We start from the raw sequence: 23,556 nt of genomic DNA on the forward strand, positions 1-23,556 counted from the left end.
GTCATCCGAGCGGATACTCCGCGGATTCAGGAAGTCTGCGCGATGCTATGCCTCTGGTCCATGCTGTGAACGAGCGAGTGGCTTCCCTAAGAGCCGGGTCCAGGGGCGACCCTGGTGGGGGATGCAAGGGGGCAACGCCCTCTTGCCCGCCGGAGGCCTGGCCGTCGAGAGACATCTGAAGGAGTGAGTGTCCAAACACGGACACGGTGCGGTATGCCCCCTCACCGAACCCGCGGGGATTGCAAAGCCAGCGGTGTGGTTTGGGTGAGTCCTCAGCGCTGGTACGACAAAGGGGACGTCCGTTGTGTCCCACGGTTCCTCACAGAAGTGCCTCCGGCGGCAAGGGGGCGAGGCCCCCTTGACCCCAGCGGCCGTAGCACGTTGGGTTTGAGGTGGCACAGCCGCGCCGGCAAGGACGCTATTCGACTTCCCTTCAAATCGCCGCCTACGGGGCGAGCGCGGCCTTCAGCACCGTTCCCTCAGCCGTCGGCAGCTTCACCTTGAGCAGCTCCGCCATCGTCGGCGCAACATCGATGTTCCGGATCGGGCCCAGATCCTTCGCCGGCGCCACCCCATAACCGGAGATCACGAACGTCCCATACAGATCCGGATGGTTCGGCAGATACCCATGCGTCCCCCCGGGCGCAGGACGAGGAACCACCAGGTCCTCCCCTTCAGCCGAGTCCGTGAAGCAATACCCCGATTCCGCCGAGAGCCAGACGTCCGGCGCATGCGGATCCTGCTCCGGCGCCGCGACGCCAAACTTCTCGAAGTCCTTGGGCTCCACGACCGCCGTCACCCCTTCCACCTTCGCCAGCACATCGCGGAGCTTGGGCAGCAGCTCCGCCTGCTTGGCGGGATCGAGGATGTAGACCATGCACCCACCCCCCTGGGCCACGCTTTTCACCACCGGCCGGGCGTCCGGCGCGGCGTCCGCCAGCTTCTGCGTCCTGAACAGGACGTTCGGGCGGATGTCCTTCGCGATCGGCCGGAAGCCGTGGTCGCTCGTGACGATGATCGTCGTCTTGTCGGCGTGCTTCGACTTCCGGACCGATTCGACGATGTCCCGGACCCGCGTGTCCGCCTGATTGACCGCCCAGTAGGCCTCCGGCGTCTTGGGGCCGAAGGTGTGCTGCGTATGGTCGAGCTCGATCAGGTGGACGAGCAGCAGGTTGGGAGCATGGACCATCAGCACGTGGTCCGCCATGCGGCTGTAGAGCCAGTCCCGCATGACGCCGCAGACCTTGTCCTTGCACCACGCGGCGTGCGAATCGACCGGAATGCCCGCCTGCCGGAGCTCTTCCAGCCAGGAGGGAGTGCCGTACCTGGCCCAGTTGTCCTCGCCCATATCCGGCACGCTCCAGTCGAACGACTTCGCGTTCCGCGTCGCCGGCCAGAGAACCCCTGCGGTCGCCAGTCCCGCCTGATGGGCCGCATCGTAGATCGTCGGTACGCGGACGATCTCGTCCTTGTCGAACACCGGATCGACGATCAGTCCGACCGGCTTGGCGGTCTCGCGGTCGAGGAAGTTGTTCCCCAGGACGCCGTGGCGGGCCGGGTGGGCCCCGGTCACGAGCGTCGTGTGATTGGGCCAGGTGACGGTCGGGAATGAGCAGGTCATCTCATCGGACCAGGCGCCGTTCTTCGCCAGCTCGCGGATCGTCGGCATCTGGGCCCGCGGATCGTCGAAGTAGTAGCCCGCCAGTCCGTCGACGCTGATGAGCACGACGCACCGATCCCGATCCGGCTCGGTCGCGAGGAGCGTCGCGGAGGCGAGCCAGGCCAGAGAGGCGACGACAGACAGAACCAACCGTGAAAGCGGGATCGGACGAAGCATCAACGGATCTCCAGGGGAGAGGAGAGAGGCCGGCGGAGGGGGTGGGCGGAATATCCGGCGGGGACACGAGGACGGGGCCATGCTACCGGCGGCGGGACCCATCCACCAACGGCCCCGCTGTGAAGTTCCGATCAAGACCCGGTGCGGAATCGGCTTGTCTGGAGCCCCTCGTCGCCGCCGCCGCGGGAGGGAAATTGCGGGATCCGAACGGACTGCGGGCGATCCGACGGAATTCCTGTTCCGCGGCGAAATTCGGTTCACGGAGCCCGTGGGAGGCGTCCGATCAGTCCGTCGCCCATGGAGGATGGCTCAACCCGTCAAGGGGGCGCTTGACAACGCCAAAACCATCCTATAACCAACGCGGCACCTGTTTGTTTTTGAAATGAGGCGGCAAAGGGCCGTTTCGAAGCGTGCCAGTCGAGGTTCACACGATGCTGACCAAGAGCAAGACGACTTGGGATTCTCTCACCGCGGACGAAACGGAGTTCCGCCTGGCGGGTGAGACCTCGCTGGACGTCGTTATGGCGGACGCGGAGGAAGAGTTCGCGGAAGACGAAGAATTTGGCGACGAAGAAGACGACGACTTCGAGGACGAAGAAGACGACTTCGAGGATGAGGAAGAGGACTTCGAGGAAGAAGAACTCGAAGAGGAAGAGTTCGACGACGAGGAAGAATTCGAGGACGAAGAGTTCGACGACGAAGACGATGACTTCGACGACGACGATGATGAAGAGTTCGACGACGAAGGGGACGAAGGCTTCGAAGGGGGCGGCGACGACATGTGATCCCGCGTCCCGCGCGGACGGGAATCACTCGCGTATACGAAGAGAGGCACCGAACGACGCCGTTCGGTGCCTCTCTCTTTTTTGCGACAGGGATCGACGCGGCGTGCTCAAGCGGCGTCGACCCGCAGTTCGGATGGAGCGTGCCTAAGCTGCCGACGGATCGCGGCGGCTGTCCCACCCCCGCGTCAGGAGCGAGACGACGATCAGCGTCAGGAAGCCGAGCGGGATCGTGACGATCCCCGGCTGGCTGAACGGGACCGGGGCGTCGGCGGGATTGAGCTTGTAGATCTCCTTGTAGGTGTCGGCACTGAGCAGGATCCAGGCGAGCGAACTCGTCATCCCGACCGTCACCGCGGCGATCACTCCCTGCCGCGTCACTCCCTTCCAGAACAGCAACATCACGAGCGACGGCAGGTTCGCCGAGGCCGCCACGCTGAACGCCCAGCCGACGAGGTAGGTGACGTTCATCTTCATGAAGACGATCCCCAGGACGATCGCCACCGCGCCGACGACCACGGACGCCAGCTTCGCCAGGCGGACCTTCTCCGAATCGTCGAGCTCGATGCGGAAGACGTGCCCCACCAGGTCGTGCGTGACGGCCCCCGCCGCCGCCAGGATCAGGCCGCTCACGGTCCCCAGGACCGTTGTGAAGGCGATGCCGGAGATCGTCGCGAACAGCCACTGGCTCATGCTGCGGGCCAGGAGCGGCGCCGCCATGTTCGAGTTCGTCACGTCGAGCGCGCCGCTGGTCATCGCCCCCAGCCCCAGATAGAGCGTCAGGACGTAGAACGCTCCGATGCTGGCGATCCCGACAATCGTGCTCTTGCGGGCCGCGGCGGCATCCTTGACCGTGTAGTAGCGGATCAGGATGTGCGGCAGCGATGCGGTGCCGCAGAACAGGGCCAGCATGAGCGACAGGAAGTTGATCTTGTCCTTCAGGTACGGACTGCGGATCCCCTTGAACGCCGCCGTCTCGCCGGGGCGAAGAATTTCGTTCCCCGGCGTCGGTTTCTGGGTGAAGACCGTCACGGCGCTGCCGTCCGCCTGCTTGATGGCGACCGGATCCTCCCGCCACAGGACAACCTCGCTCTGCTGCAGCGTCGCCAGGTAGCCCGTCGGAGAGAGAGGCCCGGTCTTCGTCGCCCCCTCCGGCAGGCGGCTGATATGCCCGACCGGATGCAGCTCCGGCTCTCCGGCCTTGGTCCCCTTCGGCTGTCCGTTGACCAGCGTCTTCCCGTCCGCCGTCTTGGTCACGGTCTGCGCCTCGCGGAGCGTGACCGCCCCCTCCGGATTCTCGCTGATCGACCAGACGATGGTCTCGCCCTTGTCATCCCGCGTCCGGACATAGGGCCGGTCCTTCCACCCGTCCCCCTCCGGCGGAACCACGACCGGCATGAGGACCTGCGGCTCCGTGCCGCCCGCGTCCGGCGACGGCGGGTTCCGGAGGAGTCGGCCGGGTGCCGTCGGCCGGTCCTCGGCCCGCGATCCGGGATCGTTCGTCCCGTTCGAGCGCCATCCCGGCAGGACCCGGTCGAGCCGGTCCTTCGCGATCGGCCCGTAGGAGAGGAACTCGTGGCCGTCGTTCCCGCCGGACCGCGTCTCGAGTCCGCCGTTCAGGATCATCACGGTCAGGATCAGGCTGAAGAAGACGAGCAGCGACCCCTTGAGGAACTGGACCCACGTCGTCGAGACCATCCCGGCGGTGACGACGATCAGGATCACGACCGTCCCGACGAGCACGACGCCGACCCACGGAGCGAACCCGAACAGCGGCTGGATCAGGACCCCCGCGCCGACCATCTGGGGGATGAGGTAAAACAGACTCACGACCAGCGTGCTGATGCCGGCCGCCAGCTTGATTCCCCGCGAATGGAACTTCGCGTCGAGGGCGTCGGCGAACGTGAACTTTCCGAGGGCCTTCATCGGCTCGGCGATCACAAACAGGGCCACGATCCATCCGGCGAGATAGCCGATCGAGTACAGGAACCCGTCGTAACCGTAGAAGGCGATCATCCCGCAGATCCCGAGGAACGACGCCGCCGAGAGATAGTCTCCGGCGAACGCGATTCCGTTCACGAACCACGGGATCTGCCCGTGGGCGGCGAAGTATCCCTGGGCCGACTTTGCCTTCCCCCCCAGGTAGAAGCTGAGTCCCAGCGTGAAGGCCACGAAGAGGCCGAAGATGGCGACGGCGACGAAGCTCGGTTCGTAGATCATAGAGAAGGACCAGGGTCCAGGGACGAGGGCCTGGAGGAGAGAGGCGAAGGGCGATGCCGAAGGAGAACGCGGCGTCAGGTCGTGGGGCCGGTCCGGGGGGGCTCATCGGCGGCGAGCGCGCCGTAGAGCAGCGACATGACGAGCGCGGCGATGATGAGGCCGAAGCCGTAGAGGATCGCCAGGTTGATCCCGCCGACGGGGGTCCACTCCATCGTTTTCGGCGAGAAGGCGTTCAGGAACACGAAGCCGCCGTACAGGGCGAGATAGATGACGAACAGCACCAGACCCAGCCGCGCATTCCGGGACATGGAGACCTCGAGGAGCCAAGAAGAGAAAGGACGGCGGGCATTCTGAGGGAGCGAAGGACGCCACGCCACGCCGCCGGAGCAAAGTTTTCGACCGGGTACGGCTTCGAACCCGGTCGTGCGGTTCGCCCCCGGGAGGGCGAGGCTCCCGCCGAGCCGCAACCCGCCGACCGCGTCCCCTTCGGACCACCCCAGGCGAACTCCCCGCGCGGCAACTCTTCCGCCGCCTCAGCCGTTCTGCTTCGGGGGCTCGGCAGCCGGAGGCTCAGCCGCCGGAGCCTTGAGCGCCCCCTCCTGGCCCCGAATCATTCGAACGATATTGGAGCGATGGCGGAGGATGATGAGGGCTGGGATGGCGAGGCTGAAGACGCCGAGGCTCCAGTGCTCGGAGGAGAACATGTTCGAGCCGGTGCGGATCCACTCGACGGTCGGAAACGTGAGGGCGGCGACGAGCGAGCCCATCGAGGAGACGCGCGTCACGGCGAACATCAGGAGATACGCGGCCAGGGCGAAGAGGCTGCTGATCGGTGACAGCACGAGCGCCACCCCCAGACCGGTCGCCACTCCCTTTCCGCCGCGGAACCCGAGCCAGACCGGAAACATGTGCCCCAGGATGGCGAAGATGCCGGTCACCACCTGGACGTGGATCGAGTTCGGCGAGTCGCGGGTCAGGACGCGGGCGGCGAGGACGGGAAGGAGCCCCTTCAGCGCATCGAGAACGAGAGCGACAATCCCCCACTTCCAGCCGAGAACGCGGGCGGCGTTCGTGGCGCCGATGTTTCCGCTGCCGTGCTGACGGATATCGACCCCTTTGGCGAAGCCGAGCAGGAGTCCCACCGGGATCGCCCCCAGGAAGTGACCGAGAATGGGACACAGCCACATCGCGATGGTGGTCGTGGCGCCGGCGGGGAGGGAATCGGCGAGGAGCGGGGGGACAGTCATGCGGCGCAGGCGATTCGCTGGCAAGAAGGGAGGGGGCTCGCCGGGACAATACCCAAACCGGTCACTCCCAGCCACCGGCGTCCCGGGACCCGCACGTCGATCCGGGCGGGCGAGGCTCCGGCGAGTCGCAACCGGCAGCTCTCGTGGCCGATCAATCCTCGCTACCGCGCAGGGAACGGCTGTGCCGGGTCCCTCTCTCCTCTTCTCTGCGTCCTCCGCGCCCTCTGTGTTTCAAAACTCTTCCGGAGGAAGGAAACACAGAGGCACAGAGATCACAGAGGAGGGCAGGCGATCCCGCGCACCGATTGGGGGTTGCGCAAACGCGTTCCCTATCCGCCACCTCGACCTTCCGCCTTAAGCCTTCCCTGGAATTCTTCCCACGATCACCGCCGGCAATCCGTACGCTTTCGCGGCAGGAATCCCCACGGGTATCCTCACCGGCGAGTCCTGGTCCCACTCGCCGCTTCGGGCAGCCTGTTCAGGTGACGAACGTCGGAACGCGACCGGTTCCGGTGTCGACGCCGCACGCGAGACAGCTCATGCGCTCTCTTTCGGTCCGCTCCGCCGCACTGGCCTGCGCGCTCGTCCTGATCGGCTGCGATCAGACCGCTCCCAACGCCCCACCGGCTCCCGCGGCTCCTCCTGCCCCCCCGGCCACGGTCACGGCCGCGCCCGTTCCGATGCCGACCCCTCCGGTGACCGGCACCCCCTCTGCGGTCCCCATGCCGAGCCCGCCGGGCGAAGCGTCGCCCCCTGCGGTCCCGCTGCCGGACCCGAAGCCGATGTCGGATGCGAAACCGGCGGCGGAGCCCAAGTCCGCCGCGACCGCGTCACCCGCCAGAGAACCGGCGGCCTTGCCCGCCTCTCCCCCGGTCGCCACGACGCCAGTCAAAGCGGTCGCCGCTCCCGGCGCGACGCAGGTCGTCGCCCAGGCCGATCCACCTGCCCCGCGGCGTGAACTCCCCGTCCCGGATCTGGCGGCCCTTCCTGAAGTCCGGCTGATCGGCAACGACGCCGTCCTCGTCTCGGTCCTGCACATCGATCGCATCCGCAAGTGGCCGGTCATCGACGTTATGCGGAAGGCGGGCGCCTTGAAAGAACCCGAGCGGGAGATGCAGCAGTTCGGCCTGACCCTGGACGACTTCGTGCGGGCCACGGTTGTCGTCGATCAGGAACTGGTGAACCTGATCGCCAAGCAGGCGGGGCTGGCGGTCCGGCTCGAGGAAGGAGCGGCCGCCGTCCAGCAGGTCGGAGAACTCCGCAATAACCTCAAGCAGATCGGACTGAGCTTTCACAACTACCACGATGTCTTCGGAAAGCTGCCGCGATCCGATGGAGACGGCGAAGGGCAGAAGACGGGACTGAGCTGGAGGGTTCACATCCTCCCCTTCCTGGACCAGGCGGCGCTCTACAACCAGTTTCACCTGGACGAAGCCTGGGACAGCGAGCACAACAAGGCGCTGATCGAGAGGATGCCGAAGGTCTACCAGTCCCCCGGCGTGGACGAGCCGGGCAAGACCTCCGTGCACGTCTTCACGGGGAAGGGAACGCCGTTCGACGGCGACACGGGAAAGGGCTTCCGGGACTTCACCGACGGACTATCCAACACCCTGTTCGCGGTCCTGGCCGGCCCGGACACGGCCGAGATCTGGACGAAGCCCGGTGGACTCCCTTTCGACTCCGACAAGGCGGAGAAGAACAAGGGGGCGCTGGGCAAGCTCCCCGCGGGGGAGATCCAGGCCCTGTTTGCCGACGGCGCCTGCCGGCCGCTCCCGGTCGGGATCGATCCCCAGACCCTGACCAACATGATCCAGATGAACGACGGGAATGTCGTGGATCTCCCCGAGGCTGGGATGGGAAGCTTGCGGCATGAGCCGATGCCGACCCTGGTCGTGAGCTTCGGGAAGAACCTGGACCGGGCCCTGATCGCCAAGGCGGCGCCGAGCCAGGTCGATGTCGACGGGGAGACGCTCTACGTCGGCCCCGGAGTTTCGGTGTGGATTGCCGACGACAGGACCGCCGTGGCAGGGATGCAGAAGACCGTCGAGCGGCTGATCCGCAACCGGAAGGCCAGACCGGAGGCTCCGCCGATCGCGGTCCGGCTGGTCGATCTCGGGGCGGACGCCTCGCTGGCGGTCGATATCCGCTCCCAGTCGGCCCTCCTGGAGCAGGTCGCGGCGACGAACCCGCTGCTGGGGATCGTGACGCAGATCGAGTCCCTCCTGCTCAACGCGAATGTCACGAAGCCGGCAGGGGAGACCTTGCTGGAACTGGTGGCGACGACCTCCGACGACGAGTCCGCCAAGACGCTGTCGCAGATCGTGACCCCCGCGCTGAAGGCGGCCAAGCAGCAATACCGTCAGCTTCCCATTCCCCCCCAGACGACCCCCGAGGCCCAGTCGGGGAAAGCGCTGGCGGACAAGGTCGTGAGTTCGGCCGCGGTGACGCAGGAGAAGACGCAGGTGGCGCTCCGGATCCCGGTCCCCGAAGGCTTCGAGACCCTGCCGGATCTGCTGAAGCCGGCCGTGGCGGAGGCGCAGGCCGCGGCGGAACGGTCCCAGCGGCGGAACAATATCAAGATGCTGGGGATCGCCTTCCACAGCTTCCACGAAGTCCACAACATGTTTCCGGGGGCCGGCCGCGGGGCGGAGAAGGGCGGGGCGCTCAGCTGGCGGGTCCACCTGCTGCCGTACATCGACGAGGCGGCCCTGTACAACCAGTTCCACCTCGACGAGCCGTGGGACAGCCCGCACAACAAGACGCTGATCGAGAAGATGCCGGCGCTCTTCCAGGTCAAGGGGATCGACAAGCCGGGGATGACGTCGCTGCACGTCTTCACCGGCAAGGGAGCGCCCTTTGCGGACGATCGCACTCCGGCGATTCGCGACTACACGGACGGGACGTCGAACACCGCTCTGGTGGTTGAAGCGGCTCCCGACACCGCCCAGATCTGGACGAAACCGGGCGGGCTCGACTTCGATCCCAAGAAGCCGCTGGAAGCGCTCGGCAAGCTGCCCGAGGACTTTTTCCTGATGCTCCTCACGGACGGGTCGGTGCGGACGGTCTCCAGGAACATCGATCAGCAGACCCTGCGACGGCTCATCGAGTTCCAGGACGGCGAACCGCTCAGCGACTTCTGACCCCGGCTCGCTGCACGAGAACCCCGCGCGGCGAGTGTCGTAGGGAGAACGAACGCCCCGACCGGATCGGAAACGGTCCCTGGAAGGGATCGGCGACGCGGCCGGGGCCTCCACTCCGGCACGCTGTCGCGACGGGAATCGATGCGGTTATTCTAACGGACGAGTCCTGGTCCCACTCGCCGCTTCGGCCAGCCTGTTCAGGTGACGAACGTCTGGAACGTGACCGGTTCCGACGTCGACGCCGTACGCGAGACAGCTCATGCGCTCTCTTTCGGTCCGCTCCACGGCCCTGGCCTGTGCGCTCTTCCTGATCGGCTGCGACAAGCCGGCCGGCAACGCGCCCGCTCCTCCCGCTCCCCCGTCGACGCCGGCACCACCCGTCCCGCCGACCGTCCCCGCCGCCCCGGTTCCACCCCCCTCTCCGCCGGCCTCTCCGCCGGCGGCGACGACTCTCGCTGTCCCGATGCCGACCCCGCCGGGATCAACCGCGCCGGCGGTCCCCATGCCCACTCCACCGGCCGGCGCTCCCGCTGCCGGCGCCAATCCGCTGCCGGAGCCGAAGTCGACCTCCGAAACAAAGCCGGCCTCAGAGCCCAAACTGACCGCGGTCGCCGCACCGGCCAAAGAGCCGGCCAGCGGACCACCGGCCGAGGCGGCTCCCCTCAAGGCCGCCTCGACTCCTCCCGCGGCTCAGGTCGTCGCTCAGGCCAATCCTCCCGCGGCCCCGCGAGACGTTCCTGTTCCGGACCTCTCGGCCCTCCCCGAAGTCCGGCTCCTCGGCGATGACGCGGTCGCCGTGGCGGTCATCCGTCTCGACCGCCTCCGCCAGTGGCCGGTGTTCGACGTCCTGCGGAAGGCCGGCGCCTTTCGCGAACCCGAACGCATGATGCAGCCGGTCGGCCTGACCGTCGACGACTTCGTGCGGGCCGCGGTGGTCGTGGACCAGGACCTCGTCAACCTGGTGGCTCAGCAGGCCGGGCTGACCGTCCAGCTGGACGAAGGGGTGAAAGCTCTTCAAGAGCGCGAGGAGATCCGCAATACCCTCAAGATGATCGCGATCAGCTTTCACAACTACCACGAGACGTTCGGCAAGTTCCCGCGGGCCAACGGAGGCGCCGACGGCAAGCAAACGGGGCTCAGCTGGCGCGTCTACATGCTCCCTTACCTGGGGCACGCGGCGCTCTACAACCAGTTCCATACCGACGAGCCCTGGGACAGCGAACACAACAAGACGCTGATCGAGAAGATGCCGGCGATGTTCCGCTCGCCGGGCGTCGACGCCCCTGACAAGACGTCCTACCACGTCTTCACCGGGAAGGGGTCGCTCTTCGACGGCGAGACCGGAATCGGGTTGCGGGACATCACCGACGGGACATCGAACACCCTCCTGGCGGTCGTTTCCGGTCCGGACACCGCCGAGATCTGGACCAAGCCGGGCGGGCTTCCGTTCGATGCCGCGAAGCCGAAGGAGAACAAGGCGGCTCTCGGCGAGCTCCCCGAGGGAGTCATCCAGGCGGTCTTCGCCGACGGCGCCGTGCGGCCCCTCCCGGTCGAGATCGAGCCCCAGACCTTGACCAACCTCATCCAGAGAAACGACGGCAACGTGGTCGACGTTCCCGACGTCGGGCCGGGAATGGGACGCTCGCGGCATGAGCCGATGCCGACCTTCGTTGTCACCTTCGGCAAGGATCTCGACCGGGGTCAGATGGACAAGGTCTCGCGCGGCGGTATCGACGTCGATGGCGAGAAGCTCTACGTCGGCCCTGGCATCGCCGTCTGGATTGCCGGGGACCGCACGGCCGTGATGGGAATGCAGTCCAGCGTCGAGAAGATGATCCGCGATCGCAAGACGAAGCGCGCCGCCCCGCCGGTCGCCGCGCGGCTGCTCAACCTGGGGGCCGACGCTTCGCTCGCGGTCGATCTTCGTTCGCAGTCGGAACTGCTGGAGCAGGTCGCGGCCCGGAACCCGCTGCTCGGGATCATCCAGCAGGTCGAATCGCTCCTCCTGGAAGCGAACGTCACGAAGCCGGTCGGTCAGACGCTCCTCGAGCTGGTTGTGATGACCGCGGATGAGGAGTCGGCCAAGGCCCTCTCGCAGATCGTGACTCCCGCCCTCAAGGCGGCCAAGCAGCAGTACCAGCAGCTGCGGATTCCGACCCCCGCTCCAGAGATGAAGTCCGGCAAGGACCTGGCGGACAAGACGGTCGCCTCGGCGGAGATCACGCAGAAGGAATCCCGCGTCGCGCTGCGGATTCCGGTTCCCGAAGGCTTCGCGACCCTGCCGGACCTCCTGAAGCCGGCCGTGGAGGCGGCCGGGGCCGCGGCCGAGCGGTCCCAGCGGATGAACAATCTCAAGATGGTCGGTCTGGCCTTCCATAACTTCCACGATGTCTACGGAAAGTTCCCGGGGGCCGGCCGGGCACCGGAGAAGAACGCGGCCCTCAGCTGGCGGGTGCACCTCCTCCCGTTCCTGGACCAGGCGCCCCTTTATGAGCAGTTCCATCTCGACGAGGCGTGGGACAGCGAACACAACAAGACGCTGATTGAGAAGATGCCGGCCCTCTTTAAGGTGAAGGGAGTCGACAAGCCCGGCATGACGACGCTGCACGTCTTCACCGGCAAGGGCGCTCCCTTCGCGGAGGACCGCACGCCCGAGATCCGCGAGTTCACCGACGGAACGTCGAACACCATCCTCGTGGTCCAGGCGGCTCCCGACACGGCCCAGATCTGGACGAAACCGGGCGGGCTCGACTTCGATCCCAAGAAGCCGCTGGAATCGCTGGGCAAATTGCCGGAAGAGTTCTTTCTCACGCTCTTTGCCGACGGCGCCGTCCGCACGGTCGCCAAGAGCATCGATCTGGAGACGCTGCGGCGGCTCATCGAGTTTCAGGACGGCGAACCGCTGGACAACTTCTAGCCGCCGGCCCAGACGCGGTTTTTGACGACCGATAGCACACCAGCCCGAAGCGCCAGCGAGGGAACCACCCCAGGTCCTTCGCCCGCACTTCGGCTGGTGCCGTATTCCAACCAAGATCCGGAGCGGTTGTCACGTCCTCGACGGCGATGAGCCACGGCGTTGAAGACTCCCTCACATCACACTGCTGGCTTTGCAATCCCCGCGGGTTGGTGAGGGGGCATGCGACACGTCGTCCGCGTTTGGACACGTGCTCCTTCCGATGGTGTCCGGCGAGACAGCCTCCGGCGGGCAAGGGGTGTGACCCCCTTGCATCCCCCACCAGGGTGCCCCTGGACCCGGTGAAATGTCTGTCGCTTGCGATGAGCTTGCTTCCTACTTCGCCACCGCGTCCGGATGCAGCAGGTAGTCAATCACATCCGCCAATTCCTGCGCCGTCAGCTTCTGCTCCAGCCCCTCCGGCATCAGCGACTTTCCGGTACTGACCAGCTCCTCCAGATCCGCCCGCGGCACCTCCTCCCGCAGCCCCTGCGGCCGCAGAAGCACGATCTGCGTCTCGGTCTCGCTCACGAGCAGTCCCGTCAACGACCGGCCGTCCTTGAGCACGGCAACATGGTCGACAAAGTTCGGCCCCACCTCGCGGTTCGGGTCGAGGATGTGAACGAGCAGCTCCTGCGGCGAGCGGTTCCGGACCGAAGCGAGAGGCGGACCAACGTCATAGCCGACGTCGCGCGACTTGTGGCACTGCGCGCACTCCCGGCGAACCACGGCAAGCCCGCGGTCCGGATCGCTCGGCAGATCGAGCGTCCGTGCATGGCTGTCAAGAACCGACTGCCGACCGCTCACCGCCGCCGAGCCGAACAGCGCCTCCGCCCGAGTCTTCAGCGCCGGATCCGTCGCTCTCAGCAGCAAAGCCCGGCGGGCCGGCGGAACATCGGTCGCCCGGATGGTTCCGGCGTCGATGGACTCAAAGAGAAGCGGCTGCCAAGCCGGACGGGAGGCGAGTTGATCGACGACCTCCATCCGCACCACCGGTGACAGCGTCCGGTAGCGATCGACGAGAATCCGCCCCGCCTCCGGTGTTCCATACGCCGCGATGGCGCGGCCCGCCGCCAGTTGCAGCTCCCGCGGGGCCCGGGGGGAGAGCAGTTCGACGAAGAGCCCCGCGACCGAGTCGAGAGGATTCTGCTGGAGCAGCGGAACCGCCTGAAGCCGCGACGCAAGCAGGGCGGCCGGGTCTTCGAGGACCCGTCGCGCCCGCGCCTCGAGCGACTTCCAGTTCGGGCTCGCCCGCAGTCCGGTCCAGTCGAACGACTTGGCCCGGTTGCGGTTCTTCTGGAGCCCCTCCATCCAGCCGGACCAGAGGGCGAACTCGAACTCCAGCGGCAGCAGCGTGGAGGGAATCAGGTCGAGCGGAGACGCGGCCGAATCCGATTGACCGACGATCCGGCTCAGATCGCGGAGGAGCGTCGCCCCGCCCGCAGGATCGGCGAACGTGGGCGTAGCGGCGTACGCTCTCACCAGCGGCTCAGCCCGGCCGGGAGGCGTGCTGGCCAGTGCCAGCCGCATCCACGGATCGCCACTGTCGCGGCGGGCCAGTTCCGCCAGCGCCGCCGTGGCCTCGGGTGTCTCGGCATTCCCCAGTGCGAACGCGGCCTGCAGCCGGACCCGCGGCGCCTCGTCGCGGCTCAGCGCGATGGCGACCTCGGTCGTCCGGGGATCCTCGGGAAACAGCCGATCCAGAACAACGAGGGCGTTCTCCCGCACGCCGCCATGCGAATCGCGAGTGGCGATCGCAACATCGTCCCACGTTGCCTGCCGCAGTCCGACGAGCGTCCACAGGACGTGGAGCCGGGCGAGCGGTTCATCGCTCCCGTCTCGCAGCGCGCGAAGCGCGGGGGCGATCGAAGTGTCCTGCCGCTCGTGGAGCAGCCGATGGGCGGTCTCCCGCCGCCAGCTGTTCCGGCTGGCGAGTTCCGCCACCAGGGCCGCGGAGTCGAAGTCTCCGAGCCGCGGCGTCGGGGCCCGTTGGTAGCCGGGAGGGACCAGCCGCCACAGGCGGCCGCGGTCGTCGCCGGCGGTGAGGTCCATCCTGGCCCGGATGTCGTCGGGGATCGACCAGGGGTGTTCGATGTTGAGCCGGTACATGTCGACGACGTGCAGCGTTCCGTCAGGCGCGTTGACGAAGTTAACCGGGCGGAACCAGTTGTCGGTCGACGCCAGGAACTCCGCTTCGGCCTCGGTCCGGACCGCCCGGAACGTGACGCCGTCGGGAATCAGCCGCTCGCGGTGGACGATGTTCGCCGCCACGTCGGCGACGAAAACGTTGCCGTAGAGATCCTCGGGATACTGGTCGCCGCGGTAGACCGTCACGCCGCTCGACGACGTGAAGAACCCGGCCCCGACGAGCTCGCTCCGGGGGTAATTGACCCGCTCCTGGACCCATCGTCGCGCCCGGTACTCCCGCCACGCCTCGACGGGGCTGATCCGGAAGACGGGGAGCGTCTCGCCCGACTCGGCGGCGTCGTGGAGCAGGCTTGGGATCGGCAGCAGGGGATTGCGGAGGAGCGGCGCGAGCGGCAGCGGGACGTGCTGGATCGGGTTGCGGATGTTGCAGAGGAAGCGGTTCCCCCAGTCGTCGAACGAGGCCCCGAACCGGGCTCCCCCGGAGGCGGCCTCGACCGTGCCGGCGACCGGATCGAAGATGAAGTCGCGACGGGTCACCGAGACTGCAGCCTGCTTCGGGTTGTCCGGGATGGTCAGCGTCCCACCGTTCCCTGAGGCCGCGCCGTGGATGCGGTGGTCGAGTCCCCACTTGAGGCTGTTGGCGAGCGCCTGGACGTTCTCCTTCTTGAACCCGGTCAGGACTTTTCGCCGCTCATCGGCGACGCCGTCGCCGTCGGTGTCGCGGGCGTACCAGACGTCCGGGGCGTCGAGGATGAAGACGCCCCCTTTCCAGCAGCAGACCGAGGTGGGCCAGTCGAGCTTGTCGACGAAGACGGTGCTGCGGTCGAAGCGGCCGTCGTTGTCGTCGTCGACGAGGAGCCGCACCTGGCTGATCGGGTCGGGCCGGGTCTGGTCCGGCTTCTCCGGGAGCGGATAGCCGCGCATTTCGACGACGTAGGCCCGTCCGGACTCGTCGTAGGCGACGTCGACGGGATCGACTGTCAGCGGCTCGGCGGCGACGAGTTCCATGGAGAAGCCCCCCTGCAGGCGGAAGGCCTTCAGGGCCTCGGCGGGCTCGAGTGGCGGAGGGTTCGAGAACTCCTCGACGATCGGCGCGGTCGGCTGGGCGGCGAGGGGCGAGCTGACCAGCAGGCCGCTGACGACGAGGACGGAGAGAAGAGGGAGCGCGGGACGCATCATCGAGATCACAGTTCCGAGTCGGACCGGCGTGAGCGCGTCGGGGGTGGGTCATCCTGTCAGAATCGTTGTGGGACGTGAAGCGACTCGTCGATTGGCACGCAGGAACATCGCTCCCCCAAGATCCGGGTCCAGGGGCACCCTGGTGGGGAGTGCAGAGGGGCAAGGCCCCTTTGCCCGCCGGAGGCCCTCTCGTCGAGAGATGTCTGAAGGAGAGCGTGTCCAAGCGCGGACACCGTACCGAATGCCCCCTCACCAACCCGCAGGGATTATGGAGCGAGTGGTGAGTTCTCAACGCCGGTTCCACAAAGGGGACGTCCGTTGTGTCCCACGGTTCCTCATGGAAGTGCCTCCGGCGGCAAGGGGGCGTGGCCCCCTTGACCCCAGGCTGCCGTCGCACGTTGGGTTTGAGCTATGGAAGTCGTGCCGGCGAGGACGCGGCTCTAATCAGCCCTGTGCTGTCCCGCCAATGAATTCCCTCAAAATCAGGCGTATTGCTCGATGGCTGCTCGCTTTGCGCTCTCTCCGGAGAGTGTCAGCGGCAGTCACGAGTAATCAGGAATAGTCATCCAGTTTGGCACACTGTGCCATCGCGGTCGGCTTCCGAAAGGAATCGAAAGCCGATGCGAAGAAACAATCATCAATCGCCGTCCTGGAAGCACTCAGATCGAGTGTGGGTGATCATCGTCGCCCGAATCTCGACCGAGAAACAGGACGAGAGGAGTCTGGATGACCAGATCGCCTACTGCCGTAAGCGTCTGGAGGAATTGACTGACAGGCCGGTCAAAATCCATGTCATCAAGAGTCAGGACAGCGGCGAGTATCTGGACCGCGTCGAGCTGCGTCAGCTGGAAGATCTGATCGAAAGCGGCGACTGGGACTTCGTGATTACGGAGGACCTGGGCCGCATTTGTCGGCGCTCCCATGCCCTGACGATCTGCGAAATGTGTGAGGACGCCGAGACACGCCTCATCGCCATCAACGATCACATCGACATGGCTGAAGAAGGCTGGCGGTTGTGCTCGTACTTCGCGGCCTTCCGCCACGAGCAGTACAACCGGGACACGGCCCTCCGGATCCAGCGGAGCCAGAAGAACCGCTTCTTGAACGGAGGCGCCTTGCCCCGGCCATTCTGGGGGTACTTGGGCTGGGATAAAGCCAAGACCGACTCCGAGTTGCGGAAGGATCCGGAGGCCGAGGAACTCATCAGAGAGACCTTCCGCCGGTTGGACGATGGAGCGTCGTTCGCCGAAATCGCCGATTGGTTTAACGATTTGGGGATCCCGACCGGACCGAGCTGCCGCCGCAAGAAGTGGACGACGATGTCGATCCAGCGGCTCGTGCGCAACCCGATCTTGAAAGGAATCCGGATCCGGAACCGGCTCGTCAGCAAGCGGATCAACAAGACCGGTCGGCGGCGCGCGGAATTGGCTCCTCAAGACGAGTGGCTGGTTCGGGAAGTTCCTCACCTGGCCTACTTTGAGTCGGCCTATTACGACCATGTCATCCACGTGGTTAGCGAGCGGAACAAGAATATCGGCCGCCCCGCTAATCGCGACCGCCTCAGCCGGCTTGGCGTTCCACGCAAGCGGACGACCTGGCCCCTCCAGCATGCCCGTTGTGGAATCTGTGGTCATACGATCTGGAAGGCGGGGACTCATGGTGAGCGACTGGCCTGCTGCTCTGGTGCGTTACAGTACCGCTGCTGGAACGGCATGATGATCCAAGTCGACAACACCCAGAAATGGATTCTGGGGGCGGTCCTCGATCGGATCCGGCAGTGCACAGACTTCGCAAAGGTGGTACGGGAGCGAATCGAGCAGGCTCGGAAGGAGAACGACCTGTCCGAGCAGCGCCGCCTCTATGAGCGACAGATCACCCGCCACCAGAACGAAGTCACGAACCTGACGGACGCCATTGTGGTGGGGGGCGATATTCCGGAACTGGTCAGGCAGCTTCAGAAGGCGCGGTCCGCGCTGAATGAGGCAACTTACCAGCTCGACAGGATCAAGTCCCAGGAGCGCGAGGCGCCGAGAGCGTTGCCTGACGCCGAGTGTCTTTACCAGCTTGTCGAGGAGACGATGCGGCTCGTCGTCAATGAGGACGACCAGGCCTCGCGTCTGCTCTGCCGGATTCTGCCCCGGATGACCCTTTACCCAGTCATCCTCTGTGATGGGCGAGCGGTCGAGGTCCAGGCGGAGGTCGAGTTCGATCTTTCCGCCGCCGCCTCCGCGCTGGTAGGGATGTCGGTTGACATGCCGTCGGAAGTCGTGACAGTCGACCTCTTCGATCGTCCTCCTTACGTCGAGCACGCCGAGAGACTCGGAACCGTCGAACAGCGGGGGGAGACCGTCGTCGCGACGGCCAAGGCCCTCGGCATGTCGCTCACCATGGCAGCCTGGGCGCGTCGGCTGTACCGTCGCATGCAGGAACTGGGGATCCAAGAACCGTACATGCGGGTTGATATGCCGCCCGCGCGCGGCTGGCGCTGTCGGCGGCACAAACATCCGCGGTACCACTTCGAACCCCAGAAGAATGACGTGCCGCCCGAAGCGGCATAGCAAAGTGCTTCTTCAACTCCAACGGCGCTCAAGGCTCCGTCGATCATCGACGGAGCCTCTTTTCATTTCTGGAGAAGTCATGAACACCGAACCAACCTCGTCCGAATCGAGCAGCTTCCAGTTGTGGCGTCGGTTCTGGGCCCTTGTTTTTGAGCGAGTGGCGAAAGCACCGATGCCGCAGCGCCGTTGTCCTCATCTCGCCCGAACCGATTCCGAGGAAGTCACGCCTTGTCCGTCTTCCGACGCGGATACGCCCGTCTGACCGAAGTCGCCGACGAAGCGGTCCCTTACTCCACATCTCCATCGCGAGTTTCCCATGTCGATGGCTCTCAGCCTCGTCTCCTTTGTCCTGTTGCTGGCCTGTCTCGTCATTCTGCGAGAACGCCGCCTCCGCCGCGGTTGGCAGCGTCTCCTGCAACGCATCCTCACCGAAAGAAATCACCATGCATCGGATTCTGATCGTGATCCTCATCGGCCTCGTGACAGCGTGCGGATGTCATTCCGAACCGTCGGAAGCCCAGTCGACCCGGGAGTTCGTGGCCATTCAGGCCGAACAGAATCGGCGTCTGGCGGATCTGCAATCCCAGCTGCAGTCGCAGCAGACGACGCTCAACCAGCAGCGGGATGCCCTGGAAACCGAACGCCGCGAGCTGGCAGCCAAGCGTCTCCGTGATCCTGTGATCGCTGAAGCGATCACAGCCATCGGCACGCTGCTGGCCTGTCTGGCACCGATCCTTCTGACGTGGGTCGTGTTGGGCCGCGGCAATCAGGAGCTCGACGCAGAGCTGATTGCCGACGCGTTGATCGCCGATCTGGCCTCAGGCGGCAAGTCTGTCCTCTTACCCGCTCTGCAGCCCCAGCCGGCTGCATCGCGGCTTCAGGTCAATCCCCATCTTCCTTCGTTAAAGGAGTCTCACTGAAGTATGTCCCACATCGTCCATATCCAAACGGAAGTCCGCGATCCAGTCGCAATCTCCAGTGCTTGCACTCGGCTCTCGCTCCCTCAGCCAGTTCAAGGCGAGCATCAGCTTTTCACGAAGCGGGTCACGGGGTTGGGCGTTCGGCTCCCGCAATGGCAGTTTCCAGTCGTGTGTCAGATCGAGACAGGCCAAGTCCAGTACGACAACTACGAGGGTCGATGGGGAGATCCCACCCAACTCGATCGCTTCCTGCAGGGGTACGCCGTCGAAGCGGCCAAGCAGGAGGCCCGCCGGCAGGGGTACAGCGTCACCGAGCAGCCCCTCGCAGACGGCTCGGTTCGGCTCACCGTCCAGGTCGGAGGCTGAGCCACTCTATGAAGACGATCGAAATCACTGTCACTCCCAACGGTCAGACCAAGGTCGAGACCAAAGGCTTCGAAGGAACCTCCTGCCGCCAGGCGAGCGCGTTCCTGGAGCAAGCCCTCGGCCCAAGAACGCATGAGCAGCTGAAGTCGGACTTCTATGCCGCGCAGCCTGAGGAACAGCAGACCGCGACCTCGGTCTGAGGTCCCATTCCGCATCCTTCTCTCCGCTCTCTGCCTTCTCGTGGTGGCTCACGTCGCGAGCCTCTCTCTAACACTCTTACTTTCCAATTTAAAGGAGCTTTGCCATGACGCTCACCGAGCGTTTACGGGAGTCGGTCCGCGCCTGCTTCACCGGGCTGTGGATCGAATCCCACGAACATCACGACGCGCTGCTGGAGATCCAGCAGCTCTGCAGCCAGGAAGGCTGGCAACTTGCCACCTGGGACATCGATCAGGGGCTTGTCGGTCCTGGCGCCGTAGCGGATTCGGCGACGGATCCGCTCTCGGCGATCCGGGCTCTCAGCCCCCTCGCCCAACCGGAGGGCACGACGCTCCTCGTTCTGCAGAACTTCCACCGGTTCCTGCAGTCGGCGGAGGTCGTCCAGACGCTTTCCCGGCAGATCCTGGCCGGGAAACAGAACCGGACGTTCGTCGTCGTCTTGGCGCCGGTCGTCACGATCCCTGTCGAACTTGAAAAGCTGTTCCTCGTCCTGGAGCACGAGCTCCCGGGACGGGATCAGCTGGCCGAGATTGCTCGCGGGATCGGAACGGAGGAGGGCGATCTTCCGTCGGGCGGCGAGTTGGACACTCTCCTCGACGCCGCTTCGGGCCTCACCCGGTACGAAGCGGAAGGGGCCTTCAGCCTCTCCCTCGTCCGGCAGGGCCGGATTACCCCCGACACGGTCTGGGAGCTGAAGACGCAGGCTCTCCGAAAGAGCGGCCTGATGTCCCTCTACCGCGGCGAAGAGTCCTTCGACAGCCTGGGTGGGCTCGCCGCCCTCAAGGCCTTTTGTCGGCGATCCCTGCTCCATCCCCGCGCACAAACGAAGCCGAAAGGTGTGCTCCTGCTGGGAGTGCCGGGGACCGGCAAGAGTGCATTTGCCAAAGCCCTGGGGAAGGAGACAGGACGTCCGACCCTCTGTCTCGACATCGGGGCCCTGATGGGCTCCCTCGTCGGGCAGACCGAGCAGAACATCCGGCAGGCGCTCCGCATCGCCGATGCGATGACGCCCTGTGTCCTGTTCATTGACGAAGTGGAGAAGGCCCTCAGCGGTGTCTCGGGAACAGGTGACTCGGGAGTCTCCTCCCGGCTCTTCGGATCTCTCCTGACCTGGATGAACGACCACACGTCCGACGTTTACCTCGTCGCCACCTGCAATGACATCTCCCGCCTTCCCCCGGAGTTCTCTCGGGCAGAACGGTTCGACGGGATCTTCTTCTTGAACCTGCCCGGCCGGGGCGAGCGGGAAGCGATCTGGCGGCTCTACATCGAGCAGTTCGGGCTCGATCCCGATCAGAGGCCGGCAGACGAGCAATGGACGGGAGCAGAGATCCGGGCCTGCTGCCGCTTGGCGGCGCTCCTCGATCTGCCGCTCGTTCAGGCGGCTCAGAACGTCGTGCCGGTCGCCGTGACCGCCGCCGACTCGGTCGATCGGCTGCGGAACTGGGCCAGCGGACGGTGTCTTTCGGCAGACCAGCCGGGAATCTACACCGCTGGTGCCAGTCCCAAGACGTCCCGGCGGAAGATCGCCCCCTCGACCAACTGAGGAGGGGGCTCGCACTCGTGACTCTCAGCCGAGGATCTCGACCAACGTCAGAAAGGCTTCCCGGATCCGCTGGGAGGGGACTTCGGCCCCTTGTGCGGCCTTATACAGCAGGAGCGCTGCATCGAGGCCGTGGGAGCTTTGCAGATCGGATGACGCGGAAGCCGACTTCGATTTGGCGGACACCTTGGCCCGCGTCCGGGCGGACTTTACCTTCGACTTGGCCTTGATCACCGACACCATCTGCGGGGAAACGGTAATTCCCTGCACGCGAAGCGCCGCCACGATCTCCTTCGGCTTGGCCTCCGGGTTCTTCTCCAGGTATTCGCGAATCGCGGCGGACTTGTTGACGGACGTGCCTTCTGCCGTGGTGGCTTTCTTGGCCATTAATGCTGCTTTCGTTGAGTGAGGAAGTCTTAGCCCTAAGACACCTTATAAGACGACCTCACCCTGTCAATACGCTCGCATCAGCGTTCTGTTGCTTTGATGAGCTTTTCCGCGATTGGAGCAGCGGTCTCGGAATGATCGCTCTCCAGCGAACGGAGACCGCAGTCTCTCGTGCATTTTTCCCGGGAGCGGCTTGGCCGCTCCTTTCTCATTTCCCATAGGAGTTCCTTACGCATGTCCACGACGACTCTCGAGGAGCCGGAGACGGCGACTCTTCAGGCGATCCAGGCCGCTCAGCGGCTTCGGACGACGATGGCCGCCACCCGAGTCAGTTTCACCTGGTTGGGAGTCCACAAGACCCTCAGTCCGGAACAGAAGGCTCAGGCCGCGGACCGCTTCGATGCCGAGGCGAAGTTCATCTCCGCCAGCAAGAAGCTGCTCGATACTCAGCATCCCCGGTTCCGGGCCGTTACGGCGGTCCGGGGCAAGATCCTCCAGCACTGGAAGGATCAGACACTTCCCTACCCCGAGCCAGGAGTGCGGCTCATCCAGCAGAAGGAGATTGACCGCTTCGACCGGACGCTGCAGGCGTACCAGCGGGAGCTGGCTCGGGCGGTTTCTGACCTCGACTCCACCTATGCCGAGCTGAGGGACGTGGCGCGGGAGCGGTTGGGACGGCTGTTCAATCCATCCGACTATCCCATTTCGCTCCGGGATGAGTTTGCGGTGACGTGGGACTTCCCGGGTGTGGAACCGCCGAACTACCTCCAGCAGCTCAATCCGGCCCTCTACGAGCAGCAGTGCCAGCGGGTCCAGGCCCGCTTCGACGAAGCCGTTCAGCTGGCCGAGCAAGCGTTCCTGGAGGAACTGTCGAAGCTGGTCGAGCATCTCGCCGAGCGGCTCTCCGGGGCCGACGATGGAAAGCCCAAAGTCTTCCGGGACTCGGCCGTCGACAACCTCGGGGAGTTCTTCGATCGCTTCCGGCGGCTCAACGTCCGCTCGAACGAGCAGCTGGACGGGGTCGTCGAGCGGGCGCGGAACCTCGTCCAGGGCGTTCAGCCCCAGGAGCTGCGGGACAACGCCCAGCTGCGGGGCCGAATGGCCACCCAGCTCTCGAACGTCCAGGCCTCGCTCGATGGCCTGATGGTCGACCGGCCGCGGCGGTCGATCCTCCGGAGCCCCAGGTCGGAGACACCGTGATGGAGCTGGTCATCAGTCCTTCCGGCAAGATCACAACGATCTACAGCGAAGTCCTGAATCTGGCGGCCCTCGGCGCCCAGCGGATCGAACGGGCCAGCCATGTCGAACCGGATGCTTTTGGCCGCTGGTTCGCCCAGATCATCGATGGGCCGGTCTTCGGCCCGTTTGAGCGGCGATCCGAGGCGATCGCCGCCGAGCTCGCCTGGCTGACGGTCGCTCTGCGCCAGCCGACGACGCATGCCGGCGTCCACTGATCGCCGTAGTCGCTCAACAGTCCTTTTGTGGCCGTCCCATGTGGGGCGGCTTTTTTTATGCCTTACGGAGAACACTGAATGTCATTGCGCCTTAAGAGTGCCTTTGACGGTTTCGCCAGTCCCGCGAAGCAGGGGGGCCTCGCTCCCCTCTCACAAGCCGAGCTGTACCGGCAGGTCTCTCGGGCCACCGGGGACCCGGTCGCCGAGATTGAGCGGCGGGGGTTTGTCCCGCTGACGCCATTCCCGGTCGAGCGTGATCATGATGGAGTCGAGGTGGACTTGGACGGCTTCGAGTTGCAGTGGAGCCTGATGGCTTAGCCGGGTGTCCTCCTACGAGTTTCTTGGTCGCGCCGCTCGGTGGGCTCGCTGACGCGCCCGTTTGTTGCACGTAACAACCGCGGCTCAAAGTCCAAAGCGGTTGTGGCCGGGCCTTCTGCGGGCCATCCCGAAGCCGCTGCCTCAAGCGGCTTTGATCCAGGGGCTGGGGCGATGCTCTCGGGCCTCCCACTCAGGTTTGAGTTCGTTTTCCAATCCATTTCTCAAGAAAGGCTGGCTCCAATGAATGAGCCCGTTTCCGCGTCTGCCCCCCATCCTTCTCGTGCT

At 65.5% G+C, this 23,556-nt stretch carries 17 protein-coding genes; 11 read left to right on the forward strand and 6 right to left on the reverse strand.

Annotation, left to right across the window (positions count from 1 at the left end; all coding sequences use genetic code 11):
- Positions 1-445: 445 nt before the first annotated feature.
- Positions 446-1,837, reverse strand: a complete 1,392-nt coding sequence (locus tag VT03_RS16550) for an alkaline phosphatase family protein (protein ID WP_075094001.1) — start codon at positions 1,835-1,837, stop codon at positions 446-448.
- A gap of 431 nt (positions 1,838-2,268) precedes the next feature.
- Here VT03_RS16550 and VT03_RS33575 point away from each other — a divergent pair, with 431 nt between their 5' ends.
- The gene (locus VT03_RS33575) at positions 2,269-2,622 is read left to right on the forward strand and encodes a hypothetical protein (protein WP_156514551.1); all 354 of its coding nucleotides are present in this window, start codon (positions 2,269-2,271) and stop codon (positions 2,620-2,622) included.
- A 144-nt stretch (positions 2,623-2,766) separates the two neighbouring features.
- On the opposite strand, the gene VT03_RS16560 is transcribed toward VT03_RS33575, so the two are convergent.
- The 3 genes from VT03_RS16560 to plsY form a co-directional block, all read right to left on the reverse strand.
- Entirely contained in the window at positions 2,767-4,839 is a 2,073-nt protein-coding gene (locus VT03_RS16560; protein WP_075094002.1) for a cation acetate symporter, read from the reverse strand.
- 74 nt (positions 4,840-4,913) lie between these two features.
- Complete coding sequence (locus tag VT03_RS16565) at positions 4,914-5,147, reverse strand: DUF485 domain-containing protein (RefSeq protein WP_075094003.1); 234 nt, start codon at positions 5,145-5,147, stop codon at positions 4,914-4,916.
- A gap of 225 nt (positions 5,148-5,372) precedes the next feature.
- On the reverse strand, positions 5,373-6,086 hold the full coding sequence (gene plsY, locus VT03_RS16570) for a glycerol-3-phosphate 1-O-acyltransferase PlsY (RefSeq protein WP_082846277.1): 714 nt from the start codon (positions 6,084-6,086) through the stop codon (positions 5,373-5,375).
- 539 nt (positions 6,087-6,625) lie between these two features.
- Between plsY and VT03_RS16575 the strand changes: the two genes are divergently transcribed.
- Positions 6,626-9,226, forward strand: a complete 2,601-nt coding sequence (locus VT03_RS16575; protein ID WP_075094004.1) for a DUF1559 domain-containing protein — start codon at positions 6,626-6,628, stop codon at positions 9,224-9,226.
- 259 nt (positions 9,227-9,485) lie between these two features.
- Positions 9,486-12,143 (forward strand): DUF1559 domain-containing protein, encoded by a 2,658-nt coding sequence (locus VT03_RS16585; RefSeq protein ID WP_082846278.1) that lies wholly within the window; start codon positions 9,486-9,488, stop codon positions 12,141-12,143.
- Between the two features lie 372 nt (positions 12,144-12,515).
- On the opposite strand, the gene VT03_RS16590 is transcribed toward VT03_RS16585, so the two are convergent.
- Positions 12,516-15,506 (reverse strand): PVC-type heme-binding CxxCH protein, encoded by a 2,991-nt coding sequence (locus VT03_RS16590; RefSeq protein ID WP_075094007.1) that lies wholly within the window; start codon positions 15,504-15,506, stop codon positions 12,516-12,518.
- A gap of 674 nt (positions 15,507-16,180) precedes the next feature.
- On the opposite strand from VT03_RS16590, the gene VT03_RS16595 reads away from it, so the two are divergent.
- The 5 genes from VT03_RS16595 to VT03_RS16615 all read left to right on the forward strand — a co-directional run bounded on the left by VT03_RS16595 (position 16,181) and on the right by VT03_RS16615 (position 21,115).
- Positions 16,181-18,064, forward strand: coding sequence for a recombinase family protein (locus VT03_RS16595; protein ID WP_197488973.1), 1,884 nt, complete (start codon positions 16,181-16,183; stop codon positions 18,062-18,064).
- A gap of 461 nt (positions 18,065-18,525) precedes the next feature.
- Positions 18,526-18,984, forward strand: coding sequence for a hypothetical protein (locus VT03_RS16600; RefSeq protein WP_156514552.1), 459 nt, complete (start codon positions 18,526-18,528; stop codon positions 18,982-18,984).
- A gap of 168 nt (positions 18,985-19,152) precedes the next feature.
- A complete protein-coding gene (locus VT03_RS34715; protein ID WP_231870459.1) occupies positions 19,153-19,350 on the forward strand; it encodes a DUF1257 domain-containing protein in 198 nt (65 codons plus the stop codon).
- A gap of 8 nt (positions 19,351-19,358) precedes the next feature.
- Positions 19,359-19,550, forward strand: coding sequence for a DUF2997 domain-containing protein (locus tag VT03_RS16610; protein WP_075094011.1), 192 nt, complete (start codon positions 19,359-19,361; stop codon positions 19,548-19,550).
- A 104-nt stretch (positions 19,551-19,654) separates the two neighbouring features.
- Complete coding sequence (locus tag VT03_RS16615; RefSeq protein WP_075094012.1) at positions 19,655-21,115, forward strand: AAA family ATPase; 1,461 nt, start codon at positions 19,655-19,657, stop codon at positions 21,113-21,115.
- 24 nt (positions 21,116-21,139) lie between these two features.
- On the opposite strand, the gene VT03_RS16620 is transcribed toward VT03_RS16615, so the two are convergent.
- Entirely contained in the window at positions 21,140-21,499 is a 360-nt protein-coding gene (locus VT03_RS16620) for a hypothetical protein (protein WP_075094013.1), read from the reverse strand.
- Positions 21,500-21,733: 234 nt separating this feature from the next.
- Here VT03_RS16620 and VT03_RS16625 point away from each other — a divergent pair, with 234 nt between their 5' ends.
- The 3 genes from VT03_RS16625 (at position 21,734) to VT03_RS16635 (ending at position 23,271) form a co-directional block, all read left to right on the forward strand.
- Complete coding sequence (locus VT03_RS16625; protein WP_075094014.1) at positions 21,734-22,699, forward strand: hypothetical protein; 966 nt, start codon at positions 21,734-21,736, stop codon at positions 22,697-22,699.
- Positions 22,699-22,953, forward strand: coding sequence for a hypothetical protein (locus VT03_RS16630; protein WP_075094015.1), 255 nt, complete (start codon positions 22,699-22,701; stop codon positions 22,951-22,953). The genes VT03_RS16625 and VT03_RS16630 overlap by 1 nt, the downstream gene beginning before the upstream one ends.
- Before the next feature lie 78 nt (positions 22,954-23,031).
- Positions 23,032-23,271, forward strand: a complete 240-nt coding sequence (locus VT03_RS16635) for a hypothetical protein (RefSeq protein ID WP_075094016.1) — start codon at positions 23,032-23,034, stop codon at positions 23,269-23,271.
- Positions 23,272-23,556 lie beyond the last annotated feature (285 nt).

Origin of the sequence: Planctomyces sp. SH-PL14 (genome assembly GCF_001610835.1) — a bacterium.
Taxonomy (GTDB): domain Bacteria; phylum Planctomycetota; class Planctomycetia; order Planctomycetales; family Planctomycetaceae; genus Planctomyces_A.

Bases quoted from the DNA above. Each gene is read 5' to 3' on its own strand.
- VT03_RS16550 (WP_075094001.1), bottom strand. From the start codon at position 1,837: ATGCTTCGTCCGATCCCGCTTTCACGGTTGGTTCTGTCTGTCGTCGCC.
- VT03_RS33575 (WP_156514551.1), top strand. From the start codon at position 2,269: ATGCTGACCAAGAGCAAGACGACTTGGGATTCTCTCACCGCGGACGAA.
- VT03_RS16560 (WP_075094002.1), bottom strand. From the start codon at position 4,839: ATGATCTACGAACCGAGCTTCGTCGCCGTCGCCATCTTCGGCCTCTTC.
- VT03_RS16565 (WP_075094003.1), bottom strand. From the start codon at position 5,147: ATGTCCCGGAATGCGCGGCTGGGTCTGGTGCTGTTCGTCATCTATCTC.
- plsY (WP_082846277.1), bottom strand. From the start codon at position 6,086: ATGACTGTCCCCCCGCTCCTCGCCGATTCCCTCCCCGCCGGCGCCACG.
- VT03_RS16575 (WP_075094004.1), top strand. From the start codon at position 6,626: ATGCGCTCTCTTTCGGTCCGCTCCGCCGCACTGGCCTGCGCGCTCGTC.
- VT03_RS16585 (WP_082846278.1), top strand. From the start codon at position 9,486: ATGCGCTCTCTTTCGGTCCGCTCCACGGCCCTGGCCTGTGCGCTCTTC.
- VT03_RS16590 (WP_075094007.1), bottom strand. From the start codon at position 15,506: ATGATGCGTCCCGCGCTCCCTCTTCTCTCCGTCCTCGTCGTCAGCGGC.
- VT03_RS16610 (WP_075094011.1), top strand. From the start codon at position 19,359: ATGAAGACGATCGAAATCACTGTCACTCCCAACGGTCAGACCAAGGTC.
- VT03_RS16615 (WP_075094012.1), top strand. From the start codon at position 19,655: ATGACGCTCACCGAGCGTTTACGGGAGTCGGTCCGCGCCTGCTTCACC.
- VT03_RS16620 (WP_075094013.1), bottom strand. From the start codon at position 21,499: ATGGCCAAGAAAGCCACCACGGCAGAAGGCACGTCCGTCAACAAGTCC.
- VT03_RS16625 (WP_075094014.1), top strand. From the start codon at position 21,734: ATGTCCACGACGACTCTCGAGGAGCCGGAGACGGCGACTCTTCAGGCG.
- VT03_RS16630 (WP_075094015.1), top strand. From the start codon at position 22,699: ATGGAGCTGGTCATCAGTCCTTCCGGCAAGATCACAACGATCTACAGC.
- VT03_RS16635 (WP_075094016.1), top strand. From the start codon at position 23,032: ATGTCATTGCGCCTTAAGAGTGCCTTTGACGGTTTCGCCAGTCCCGCG.